This is a genomic window from Streptomyces sp. NPDC088746 (assembly GCF_044751065.1).
Classification (GTDB): Bacteria; Actinomycetota; Actinomycetes; order Streptomycetales; family Streptomycetaceae; genus Streptomyces.
The window spans coordinates 447,099-459,760 of the sequence record NZ_JBIVLA010000002.1 but is presented as its reverse complement, the minus strand read 5'-3'; the positions used below and the strand labels follow the sequence as shown (position 1 = coordinate 459,760).

Below are 12,662 nucleotides of genomic sequence, written 5' to 3'. Positions count from 1 at the left end.
GTCTATCCCCCCGCAGGAACAGGCGCACAGCCCTGACCTGCGCTGACCGACAGCACGCAGCCCTGGGCTCCCGCCCGTCCGCTGCGGGGGGACGCGGACGGAGTGCGTGGCGTGACGGATGGACCTGCCCTGCCCGGAAACGGTGTGCCACGACGCACCGTCATGACGATCGCCGCCGCGGGGGCGGCGCTCAGCGCCTGCTCGGTCCCCCCGCCCCGGCGTGCGGACCCCGCCCCGGATCCCGCGCCCGGCCGGCCCATCAGCACCGCGCGGCGTGCGCTGCTCATGCAGATGCTCGCCCACCCGGACGACGACCTGTACTTCATGAACCCGGACACCCGGCGCGCCCTCGACGCCGGGACACCCCTGGTCTGCGTGTACCTCACGGCCGGCGAGGCCGACGGCGTCAACAAGATCCCCGGCCGGGCCCGCCCGGCGCCGGACAAGGCCGCGTACTCCTCGGCGCGCCACCAGGGCCTGCGACAGGCGTACGCGACGCTGCTCGGGCTGGAGAAGTTCGCCCCCTGGGAGGTCTCCGTCGCCGAGCTCGGCGGCGGACACCGGGCCGAGGTCAACACCCTGACCGCCGGGGTGCGCCGGGTCGAGCTGATCTTCCTCGATACCGCCATGCACACCGGCCGCCACCGGCTCGGACTGCCCAGCCTCTGGCAGGACCGCCGGCTGGTTCTGCGCACCGTCGTCGCCGAGGGTTCACCGCTGCGGCGCGCCGGTTCGTACACGTACGACGGGCTGATCGACGTCCTCGCCGGGCTGCTGGAGCGCTACGAGCCCACCGTCGTGCACACCCTGGACCCGGATCCGGACATCCAGCACAGCACCGAGGCGGTCCGGCGGGCGGACAGTGAGCAGCACGGGTACTCCGACCACGCCGACCACACCGCGGCGGCCTGCTTCGCCTGGGCGGCGATGATCCGCCGGGTCGCCAGGAGCACGCGGGACGGCGCGGGGATACCGGGGTTCGTCGTCACCTCGTTCCGCGGGTACTACAACCGGCACTGGCCGAAGAACCTGCCGCCCGGTGTGCTCGACGGGAAGGCCGCCGCCCTGGTCCCCTACGGCGGCTCGCCCGACTGGGACTGCGGCAACCCGTCCGGGTGCGGCGACTACAACGTGGGCGGCGACCGGCCGCTGACCAACAGGAAGGGCTGGGTCCGCTCCACCCACCACCGCTATCCGGGCCCCCGCACCGTCGTCGCGGCCGAACCCGGCGGGGGGCTCGCGGCGTACGCGGTGGTGGGGCTGCGCCTGGTCCGGTGGCGCGAGGCCGACGCCGCCGGGGTGTGGGGCCCGCCCCGTGACCTCGGCGGCGGCCCGCTCGCCCCGGCGCTGGGATCGGCCGCCACGGGCGACGGCGGTCTCCTCCTGTTCGGGCTGCGGTTCGCGGCGCTCGGCGGACACGGGGCCGACAACGAGCGCGAGATCGTCCTGCTGGAGCGGAGGGCGCCGGGCGGCGGATTCCTCGCCTGGCGCGGTCTCGGCACCCCCTCGCCCGGCCGGGACGAGGGGCGGCGCATCGGCGTTCCCGTCGCCGTGGCGGCGCCGGACGGCCGCGTCCACCTCTTCGTGCGCAACGCGGAGAAGGGGCTCAGCACCCGGGTGCGGGAGGCGGACCGAAGCTGGGGCGAGTGGCGGGACCTGGGCGGCGGAGAGGTCCAGGACGGTCTGAGCGCGGTGGTGGACGGCAGCGGGCGGGTCCATGTGTACGCCGCGGGCCATCACGCGGTGCACCACTGGACCCAGGACACTCCGGGCGCCGGGCTCACCGCCCGTACGCAGATCGACGCCGGCCCCGTACCGGGCGACGCCCCCACGGCGCTGCCGGCCGCGGACGGGTCCGTCGACCTGTTCTACCGGGGCCAGGCGCGGGCTGCGACGACGGCCGTACGGGGCGGGGCGGCCACGGACCTCACCGGCTTCGACGGGTACGGAGAGCTGACCGCCGCGGGTCCCGCGCTGCTCGGCCGCACGGTCGGCGGCCTGCTCCAGCTCCGTACGGGCACGCGGCTCTCGGTGCGGTCGCACGGGCCCGTCGCCCTGGACGGAGCCGCGCTCCGGGCCGGCGACGACGGCCGCCCGGTGGTGGTGGGGCTGGGGACGGACGCGCTTCCCTGGACGTGGCGCCCGTAACCCGTACGCCCTCGTCACGCACACAGAAGAGGGGCCCCGTCCCACCGCTCGCGCGGCGGGCCGGGGCCCCTCTCGGTGCTCTGTGCGGAGCAACCAGGTCAGACAGTCAGGTGATTACTTGACGATCTTGGTGACCTGGCCGGCGCCCACGGTCCGGCCACCCTCACGGATGGCGAACTTCAGGCCCTCTTCCATGGCGACCGGCTGGATCAGCGCGACGTCCATGAGGGTGTTGTCACCCGGCATGACCATCTCGGTGCCCTCGGGAAGGGTCACAACGCCCGTCACGTCCGTGGTACGGAAGTAGAACTGCGGGCGGTAGTTGTTGAAGAAGGGGGTGTGACGGCCACCCTCGTCCTTCGACAGGATGTAGGCCTGGGCCTGGAACTCGGTGTGCGGCGTGACCGAACCCGGCTTGATGATGACCTGGCCGCGCTCGACGTCCTCGCGCTTGATGCCACGAAGCAGCAGACCGACGTTCTCACCGGCCTGGCCCTCGTCGAGCAGCTTGCGGAACATCTCGATGCCGGTGACCGTGGTGGTGGTCTTCTCCTGCTTGATGCCCACGATGTCAACGGTCTCGTTGACCTTGAGGACACCACGCTCGATGCGGCCGGTGACGACCGTACCGCGACCGGTGATCGTGAAGACGTCCTCGATCGGCATGAGGAACGGCTTCTCGACGTCACGCTCGGGCTGCGGGATGGACTCGTCGACGGCCTTCATCAGGTCGAGAACGGTCTTGCCCCACTCGGCGTCGCCCTCGAGGGCCTTGAGCGCCGAGACCTTGACGACCGGAAGGTCGTCGCCCGGGAACTCGTACTCGGAGAGGAGCTCACGAACCTCGAGCTCGACGAGCTCCAGGATCTCCTCGTCGTCCACCATGTCGGCCTTGTTCAGCGCGACGACGATGTACGGCACGCCTACCTGGCGGGCCAGGAGCACGTGCTCCTTGGTCTGCGGCATCGGGCCGTCGGTGGCCGCGACCACGAGGATGGCGCCGTCCATCTGCGCCGCACCCGTGATCATGTTCTTGATGTAGTCGGCGTGACCCGGGCAGTCGACGTGCGCGTAGTGACGCGACTCCGTCTGGTACTCGACGTGCGCGATCGAGATCGTGATACCGCGCTGGCGCTCTTCAGGAGCCTTGTCGATCTGGTCGAAGGCCGAGGCCTCGTTCAGGTCCGGGTACGCGTCGTGCAGCACCTTGGTAATGGCGGCCGTGAGGGTCGTCTTACCGTGGTCGATGTGACCGATGGTGCCGATGTTGACGTGCGGCTTAGTCCGCTCGAACTTTGCCTTCGCCACTGGGGTCCTCCTGAGTGGTTCTGTACGCCTTGCTTCATCGGCGCCAGGTGATCTTTGCTGGAATGCCGGTGCCGGGGACATTCGCCACGCTGCTTACGCGCTGCGACGAATGTCCGACCGGGCTCCGGTGACAAGCCTAAAGCGTGAGCTCGGAAGAGTTACTCGCCCTTGGCCTTCGCGATGATCTCCTCGGCGACGTTCCGCGGAACCTCGGCGTAGGAGTCGAACTGCATCGAGTAGCTTGCGCGACCCGAGGTCTTGCTGCGGAGGTCTCCGACGTAGCCGAACATCTCCGAGAGGGGCACGAGGCCCTTCACGACGCGAGCGCCGCTGCGCTCCTCCATGGCCTGGATCTGGCCACGGCGGGAGTTGAGGTCGCCGATGACATCGCCCATGTAGTCCTCGGGCGTGGTGACCTCGACGGCCATCATCGGCTCGAGGAGCACGGGGGACGCCTTGCGGGCACCCTCCTTGAACGCCTGCGAACCGGCGATCTTGAAGGCGAGCTCCGAGGAGTCGACCTCGTGGTAACCACCGTCGAGAAGGGTGACGCGGACGCCCACCATCTCGTAGCCGGCCAGGATGCCGAACTGCATGGCTTCCTGGGCACCCGCGTCCACCGAGGGAATGTACTCACGGGGGATGCGGCCACCGGTGACCTTGTTGACGAACTCGTAGGAGGCGTCGCCACCCTCGATGGGCTCGAGGGCGATCTGCACCTTCGCGAACTGGCCGGTACCACCAGTCTGCTTCTTGTGCGTGTAGTCGATGCGCTCGACGGTCTTGCGGATCGTCTCGCGGTACGCGACCTGGGGCTTGCCGACGTTCGCCTCGACGCGGAACTCGCGCTTCATGCGGTCGACGAGCACCTCGAGGTGAAGCTCGCCCATACCACCGATGATGGTCTGGCCGGTCTCCTCGTCGGAGTGCACCTGGAAGGAGGGGTCCTCCTCCGAGAGCCGCTGGATGGCGACACCCAGCTTCTCCTGGTCACCCTTGGACTTGGGCTCGATGGCGACCTGGATGACCGGCGCCGGGAAGTCCATGGACTCCAGGATCACCGGGTGCTTGTCGTCGGACAGCGTCTCACCCGTGGTGGTCTGCTTCAGGCCCATGACGGCGACGATGTCACCGGCGCCCACCGACGCGATCTCCTCACGCTTGTTCGCGTGCATGCGGTAGATCTTGCCGATGCGCTCCTTCTTGCCCTTGACCGAGTTCAGCACCGCGGTGCCGGCCTCGAGGCGACCGGAGTAGATCCGGACGAAGGTGAGCTTGCCGAGGTGCGGGTCGCTCGCGATCTTGAACGCCAGGCCGGAGAACGGCTCGTCGTCCGAAGGCTTGCGCTTGACGACCAGCTCCGGGTCCTTGACGTCGTGGCCCTCGATGGCCTCGACGTCCAGGGGGGAAGGCAGGTAGCGGACGACGGCGTCGAGCAGGGGCTGGACGCCCTTGTTCTTGAACGCCGTGCCACAGAAGACGGGGGTCACGGTGACGGAGTCGGCCGAGCCCTTCGACGCGAGGGTGATCCGACGGATCGCCTCGTGCAGCTGCTCCTCGGTGGGCTCGACGCCCTCGAGGTACAGCTCCATCATCTCGTCGTCGTTCTCCGAGACGGCCTCAAGGAGCTTGCCGCGCCATTCCTCGGCGGCCTCCTTGTGGGTGTCCGGGATCTCGACGGTGTCGTACATCTCGCCCTTGGCGGCTTCGTCCGACCACACGAAGGCCTTCATCGACACGAGGTCGACGACGCCCTTGAAGTCGGCTTCGGCACCGATGGGGAGCTGCATGACCAGCGGAACCGCGCCCAGGCGGTCCACGATCATGTCGACGCAGCGGTGGAACTCGGCGCCCGTACGGTCGAGCTTGTTGACGAAGCAGATACGCGGCACGCCGTAGCGGTCCGCCTGACGCCAGACAGTCTCGGACTGGGGCTCGACGCCGGCCACACCGTCGAACACGGTGACGGCACCGTCGAGGACGCGGAGCGAACGCTCCACCTCGACGGTGAAGTCGACGTGACCGGGGGTGTCGATGATGTTGATGGTGTGGTCAACATCATTGAGCGGCCAGTGACAGGTCGTCGCGGCCGACGTGATCGTGATGCCGCGCTCCTGCTCCTGCTCCATCCAGTCCATCGTGGCTGCGCCGTCGTGGACTTCACCGATCTTGTACGAAACGCCGGTGTAGAAGAGGATCCGCTCAGTGGTGGTCGTCTTGCCCGCGTCGATGTGGGCCATGATCCCGATGTTGCGGACCTTGGCCAGGTCAAGCGAAGTGGTGGCCATAAGGCTCAATCTTCTCTCGGTCTCGATGGGGTGAGCGACTACCAGCGGTAGTGCGCGAAGGCCTTGTTGGACTCGGCCATCTTGTGGGTGTCCTCGCGCTTCTTGACGGCAGCGCCAAGACCGTTGGAGGCGTCGAGCAGCTCGTTCATGAGGCGCTCGGTCATGGTCTTCTCGCGACGGGCGCGGGAGTAACCGACGACCCAGCGGAGCGCGAGGGTGGCGGCGCGACCGGGCTTGACCTCGATCGGCACCTGGTACGTGGCGCCACCGACACGGCGGGACTTGACCTCGAGCGAGGGCTTGACGTTCTCAAGCGCGCGCTTCAGCGTGATGACCGGGTCAGCGCCGGTCTTCTCGCGGAGGCCTTCCATGGCGCCGTACACGATCCGCTCGGCGGTGGAACGCTTGCCGTCGAGGAGGATCTTGTTGATCAGCGAGGTGACAAGAGGAGAGCTGTAGACCGGGTCGATGATGACCGGGCGCTTCGGGGCGGGGCCCTTACGAGGCATTCTTACTTCTCCTTCTTGGCGCCGTAGCGGCTGCGGGCCTGCTTGCGGTTCTTGACACCCTGGGTGTCGAGCGAACCGCGGATGATCTTGTAACGAACACCCGGCAGGTCCTTCACACGGCCACCACGCACGAGCACGATGGAGTGCTCCTGCAGGTTGTGTCCCTCACCCGGGATGTAGGCCGTGACCTCGATACCGGAGGTCAGACGCACACGCGCGACCTTACGGAGGGCCGAGTTCGGCTTCTTCGGGGTGGTCGTGAACACACGCGTGCAGACGCCACGACGCTGGGGCGAACCCTCGAGCGCGGGCGTCTTGTTCTTCTCGACCTTGTCCTGCCGGCCCTTCCGGACCAGCTGCTGGATCGTAGGCACTACTTCTCCGGTTTCTGTGTGCCGTTCGGTGAAACTAACCTGGAACAGTCACCGACCCACGCGGTCGGGTGTGTCGAACACTGCACGCCCCTGCTGGAAGGCAGACGGAACACAGATTGCGGTGGCCACTTACGGACTCGCCATGCGGTTGAGGACACGCACCCGAGCCCAGGCACACCCCAGGCACAAGGCTTGAGCGTACCTACCTCACGGAGCTGGGTCAAAACAAATGCCCCGGGGGCGGCCACCAGGGCCGACCACAGGAAGCGCACTCCCAGGACCGCGCCCAGCAGCCCCGGAACCGCCGCGGCCGGCATGGACCGCGCACACCCACACGCCAGAGGTGGACGAGCAGCACGGTCATCGCGGCCACGGAGATCCGATCCAGACTCCGGCGAGTCCGGCCGCGGCACCCGACCGGCACGGCACTCCGATGCGCGCTCCACAATTCGCCGCCCTGCCGGCGAAATTCCACAAGTAAGCAGAGAACGCCGCAGCGCCGCCCCACGCCAGGAAATTGAGGGCGAACAGGGCGAGAACAGTGGAAGAGTAAAAAATGCGTTCGCGTCACCGGCGGGCGTGAAAGCATTCAGCTCGACACCGGGCCCGGCAGCACCGGCGCCAGGGCGCCATCGGGCCCTGTTTTCCGCCCGTCAGCCTCCCGGGGCCGTGATCCTGACCTCATGCATCGGCTCCACCGCGACAGGCTGAAGGCGTACGGAAGCTTTTGCGCAAATCCAGGATACTTCTTGGCTGCTCGGGTGCGGAATGTCTCTCTGACATTCCCAGGGGACCGCATGGGGCGTAATGCAGAGTTTCACCTCGTGTGTGAGGGCTGCACCCCATAACCCGTTCTCAAATCGGCAGGACCGTGGTCTTCCCGCCGACCTGGCGGCAACGCCCGGATGCCGGGTGAGTTCATCTGGTCGCGGACTCCGACGCGATCTGGGAAGCACTTTCCTGACGCTCCCGTGCGAGTGGCCCCGCACCGCTCGGTGCGAAGCCCTTGCCGTACCCGCACGGGCCCGACCGAAAGGAACACCCATGGCCACTCCCCTGACCGCCGAGCAGCTGCTCACCGCGCTGCGCGCCGAAGGCGTCGACGTCGTCGAGTACGCGAGCTGGCGCACCCACAACCGCAACCACAAGGGCGCCTGGGGCCCGCTGAACGGCGTCATGATCCACCACACCGTGAGCAGCGGTACCGACGCGTCCGTGGAGCTCTGCCGCAACGGCCACTCCGCCCTGCCCGGGCCGCTCTGCCACGGCGTCATCGACAAGGCGGGCACCGTCCACCTGGTCGGCAACGGCCGCGCCAACCACGCGGGCGGCGGCGACCCCGTCGTGCTCCGGCGCGTGATCGCCGAGGACTACGGCGACCGGCCGCCCACCCCGCAGGAACACGAAGGCAGCGCCGGTGCCGTCGACGGCAACGCCCGCTTCTACGGATTCGAGTGCGTCAACCTCGGCGACGGCGAAGACCCCTGGCCCGCCGCCCAGCTCGAAGCGATCGAACGGGCCACCGCTGCCCTCTGCCGGGCCCACGGCTGGTCCGCCCGCAGCGTCATCGGCCACCTGGAGTGGTCCGACTGGAAGGTCGACCCGCGCGGCTTCACCATGCCGTCGCTGCGCGACCGTATCGCCGCGCGGCTGAGCGGCCCGGCGAGCGGCGGTTCCGCGGGCAGACCGGCCGGCGGGACGTCCGCCCCCAGGTACGAGCCGTTCCCCGGGACCTCATTCTTCGACGGCCGCACCAGCTCCCCCGTGATCACCGCCATGGGCCGCCGGCTCGTCGCCGAGGGCTGCTCGTCCTACGCCGTCGGGCCGGGCCCCCGCTGGAGCGACGCCGACCGCCGCTCGTACGCCGCCTGGCAACGCAAGCTCGGCTTCCGGGACAGCGACGCCGACGGGGTCCCCGGCCGCACCTCCTGGAACGCCCTCAAGGTCCCGCACACGACCGTGTGAGCCGCCCGTGACCCATCCGGCCGACAAGCCGGCTCGCCGTCGCCCTGTGGGAATCCGTGCGCTGAACCGCCGGCCCACGGGCACGCAGAAGGGCGCCCACCCCGTGCGCGGTACTCGCCGGGGTGGGCGCCCTTCTCACTCACTTCTACTGGTTGTACGGACCGTAGTCGTAGTCCTCCAGCGGAACGGCCTGGCCGGAGCCCGTGCCGAACGGCGAGTAGTCGATGTCGTCGTAGCCGACGGCCGAGTACATCGCGGCCTTGGCTTCCTCGGTCGGCTCGACCCGGATGTTGCGGTAGCGGGAGAGACCCGTACCGGCCGGGATGAGCTTACCGATGATGACGTTCTCCTTGAGGCCGATCAGGGAGTCCGACTTGGCGTTGATCGCCGCGTCGGTCAGGACCCTGGTCGTCTCCTGGAAGGACGCCGCCGACAGCCACGACTCGGTGGCGAGCGAGGCCTTGGTGATACCCATCAGCTGCGGTCGGCCGGAGGCGGGGTGACCGCTCTCCTGGACCACACGACGGTTCTCGGTCTCGAACTTCGACCGCTCGACGAGCTCGCCCGGCAGCAGCTCCGCGTCGCCGGACTCGATGATCGTCACACGGCGCAGCATCTGCCGGATGATGATCTCGATGTGCTTGTCGTGGATCGACACACCCTGCGAGTTGTAGACCTTCTGGACCTCGCCGACCAGGTGGACCTGGACCGCGCGCTGACCGAGGATCCGCAGCACGTCGTGCGGGTTGGTGGCACCGACGGTGAGCTTCTGGCCCACCTCGACCGCGTCGCCCTCGCCGACCAGGAGACGGGCACGCTTGGAGATCGGGAACGCCGTCTCCTCGCTGCCGTCGTCCGGGGTGACGACGAGCTTCTTGGTCTTCTCGGTCTCCTCGATCCGGACACGGCCCTTGGCCTCCGAGATCGGGGCGACACCCTTGGGCGTACGCGCCTCGAAGAGCTCGACGACACGCGGCAGACCCTGCGTGATGTCGTCACCGGCCACACCACCGGTGTGGAAGGTACGCATCGTCAGCTGGGTACCGGGCTCACCGATGGACTGGGCGGCGATGATGCCGACCGCCTCACCGATGTCGACCAGCTTGCCGGTGGCGAGCGAGCGTCCGTAGCAGAAGGCACAGGTGCCGACCGCGGACTCACAGGTCAGGACCGAGCGGGTCTTGACCTCCTCGACGCCGGCGCCCACGAGGGCGTCGATCAGGACGTCACCGAGGTCGACGTTGGCAGGCGCGATGACCTTGCCGTCGACGACGACGTCCTCGGCGAGCATGCGGGCGTAGACCGAGGTCTCGACGTCGTCCGTCTTGCGGAGGACACCGTCGGCACCCTTGACGGCGATCTTCAGCTTGAGGCCACGGTCGGTGCCGCAGTCCTCCTCGCGAATGATCACGTCCTGCGAGACGTCCACCAGACGACGGGTCAGGTAACCCGAGTCGGCGGTACGCAGGGCGGTGTCCGCCAGACCCTTACGGGCACCGTGCGTGGAGATGAAGTACTCCAGAACGGTGAGGCCCTCACGGAAGGACGCCTTGATGGGACGGGGAATCGTCTCGTTCTTGGCGTTCGACACCAGACCACGCATACCCGCGATCTGACGCATCTGCATCATGTTTCCTCGGGCACCCGAGTCGACCATCATGAAGATGGGGTTCGTCTTCGGGAAGTTCGCGTTCATCGCCTCGGCAACCTCGTTGGTCGCCTTGGTCCAGATCGCGATGAGCTCCTGCGTGCGCTCGTCCTTGGTGATGAGACCGCGCTCGTACTGCTTCTGGACCTTCTCGTCCTGCTCCTCGTAGCCCTTGACGATGGCCTTCTTGGCCTCGGGCACGACGACGTCGGAGATGGCCACGGTCACACCGGAGCGGGTCGCCCAGTGGAAACCGGCCGCCTTCAGGTTGTCGAGCGTCGCCGCCACGATGACCTTGGGGTAGCGCTCGGCCAGGTCGTTGACGATCTCGGAGAGCTGCTTCTTGCCCACCGAGTAGTCGACGAACGGGTAGTCCTCGGGCAGCAGCTCGTTGAAGAGCGCGCGGCCCAGGCTCGTACGCAGCCGGAAGGTGTCACCCGGCTGGTACTCGGGCTCGCCCTCCTCGGCGACCGGCGGCACCCAGCCACGCGGCGGGATGGTGCCCACCGGGAAGCGGATGTCGACCTTCGCCTGGAGCGACAGCTCGCGGGCGTCGAAGGCCATGGTGGCCTCGGCCGTGGAGCCGAACGCGCGGTCCGTGCCCTTGACGTTGCGGCCCTCTTCGTCCGTGGTGAGGAAGAAGAGGCCCAGCACCATGTCCTGGGTCGGCATGGTGACGGGACGACCGTCGGCCGGCTTCAGGATGTTGTTCGAGGACAGCATCAGGATGCGGGCCTCGGCCTGCGCCTCCGCGGAGAGCGGCAGGTGCACGGCCATCTGGTCACCGTCGAAGTCCGCGTTGAACGCGGTGCAGACGAGCGGGTGGATCTGGATGGCCTTGCCCTCGACCAGCTGCGGCTCGAAGGCCTGGATGCCGAGGCGGTGCAGGGTGGGCGCACGGTTCAGCAGCACCGGGTGCTCGGCGATGACCTCTTCGAGGACGTCGTACACGACGGTGCGGCCACGCTCGACCATGCGCTTGGCCGACTTGATGTTCTGCGCGTGGTTCAGGTCCACCAGGCGCTTCATCACGAACGGCTTGAAGAGCTCCAGCGCCATCGCCTTCGGCAGACCGCACTGGTGCAGCTTGAGCTGCGGACCGACGACGATCACGGAACGCGCGGAGTAGTCCACGCGCTTGCCGAGGAGGTTCTGACGGAAACGGCCCTGCTTGCCCTTCAGCATGTCGCTGAGGGACTTCAGGGGACGGTTACCGGGACCCGTGACCGGGCGACCGCGGCGGCCGTTGTCGAACAGCGCGTCGACGGCCTCCTGCAGCATCCGCTTCTCGTTGTTCACGATGATCTCGGGGGCACCGAGGTCGAGGAGACGCTTGAGGCGGTTGTTGCGGTTGATCACACGGCGGTACAGGTCGTTCAGGTCGGAGGTCGCGAAGCGGCCACCGTCCAGCTGCACCATCGGACGCAGGTCCGGCGGGATGACCGGCACGCAGTCGAGCACCATGCCCTTGGGCTTGTTGCTGGTCTGCAGGAACGCGGAGACGACCTTGAGGCGCTTGAGCGCACGGGTCTTCTTCTGGCCCTTGCCGGTACGGATGATCTCGCGGAGGCGCTCGGCCTCCTCGTCGAGGTCGAAGGACTCCAGGCGCTTCTGCAGGGCGGCGGCGCCCATGCAGCCGTCGAAGTACGTGCCGAAGCGGTCACGCAGCTCGCGGTAGAGCAGCTCGTCGCCCTCGAGGTCCTGGACCTTGAGGTTCTTGAAGCGGCTCCACACCTCGTCGAGACGGTCGATCTCGCGCTGCGCACGGTCACGCAGCTGCTTCATCTCACGCTCGGCACCTTCGCGCACCTTGCGGCGTACGTCGGCCTTGGCGCCCTCGGCCTCGAGCTCGGCCAGGTCGGTCTCGAGCTTCTTGGCGCGGTTCTCGAGGTCCGAGTCACGACGGTTCTCGACCTGCTGACGCTCGACGGAGACGTGCGCCTCCAGCGACGGGAGGTCACGCGTGCGGCGCTCCTCGTCGACGAACGTGATCATGTACGCGGCGAAGTAGATGACCTTCTCGAGGTCCTTCGGCGCGAGGTCCAGCAGGTAGCCCAGACGCGACGGGACACCCTTGAAGTACCAGATGTGGGTGACGGGAGCGGCAAGCTCGATGTGACCCATGCGCTCACGGCGCACCTTGGCGCGCGTGACCTCTACGCCACAGCGCTCACAGATGATGCCCTTGAAGCGGACACGCTTGTACTTGCCGCAGTAGCACTCCCAGTCCCGGGTCGGACCGAAGATCTTCTCGCAGAAGAGTCCGTCCTTCTCGGGCTTGAGCGTGCGGTAGTTGATGGTCTCCGGCTTCTTCACTTCGCCGTGGGACCAGGTCCGGATGTCGTCCGCGGTGGCAAGGCCGATCCGCAGCTCGTCGAAGAAGTTGACGTCGAGCACTTGTCGTCAATCCCTCTTTCGGGGG

The 12,662-nt window shown here is 68.0% G+C and carries 7 protein-coding genes; 2 read left to right on the top strand and 5 right to left on the bottom strand.

Annotated features, from left to right (window positions below):
- Positions 1–162: 162 nt before the first annotated feature.
- Complete coding sequence (locus ACIP63_RS09535) at positions 163–2,148, top strand: PIG-L family deacetylase (protein ID WP_401515040.1); 1,986 nt, start codon at positions 163–165, stop codon at positions 2,146–2,148.
- A 114-nt stretch (positions 2,149–2,262) separates the two neighbouring features.
- Here the strand turns inward: ACIP63_RS09535 and tuf are convergent, their stop codons facing one another.
- The 4 genes from tuf to rpsL all read right to left on the bottom strand — a co-directional run bounded on the left by tuf (position 2,263) and on the right by rpsL (position 6,627).
- On the bottom strand, positions 2,263–3,456 hold the full coding sequence (gene tuf / locus ACIP63_RS09530) for an elongation factor Tu (protein WP_329231830.1): 1,194 nt from the start codon (positions 3,454–3,456) through the stop codon (positions 2,263–2,265).
- Between the two features lie 158 nt (positions 3,457–3,614).
- Entirely contained in the window at positions 3,615–5,744 is a 2,130-nt protein-coding gene (fusA, locus tag ACIP63_RS09525; RefSeq protein WP_401513017.1) for an elongation factor G, read from the bottom strand.
- 38 nt (positions 5,745–5,782) lie between these two features.
- Positions 5,783–6,253, bottom strand: a complete 471-nt coding sequence (gene rpsG / locus ACIP63_RS09520; RefSeq protein WP_018101248.1) for a 30S ribosomal protein S7 — start codon at positions 6,251–6,253, stop codon at positions 5,783–5,785.
- Positions 6,254–6,255: 2 nt separating this feature from the next.
- Positions 6,256–6,627, bottom strand: a complete 372-nt coding sequence (gene rpsL, locus ACIP63_RS09515; protein WP_003948652.1) for a 30S ribosomal protein S12 — start codon at positions 6,625–6,627, stop codon at positions 6,256–6,258.
- A 1,044-nt stretch (positions 6,628–7,671) separates the two neighbouring features.
- Between rpsL and ACIP63_RS09510 the strand changes: the two genes are divergently transcribed.
- The gene (locus ACIP63_RS09510; RefSeq protein WP_401513014.1) at positions 7,672–8,592 is read left to right on the top strand and encodes a peptidoglycan-binding protein; all 921 of its coding nucleotides are present in this window, start codon (positions 7,672–7,674) and stop codon (positions 8,590–8,592) included.
- A gap of 145 nt (positions 8,593–8,737) precedes the next feature.
- On the opposite strand, the gene ACIP63_RS09505 is transcribed toward ACIP63_RS09510, so the two are convergent.
- Complete coding sequence (locus tag ACIP63_RS09505; protein ID WP_401513012.1) at positions 8,738–12,637, bottom strand: DNA-directed RNA polymerase subunit beta'; 3,900 nt, start codon at positions 12,635–12,637, stop codon at positions 8,738–8,740.
- Positions 12,638–12,662 lie beyond the last annotated feature (25 nt).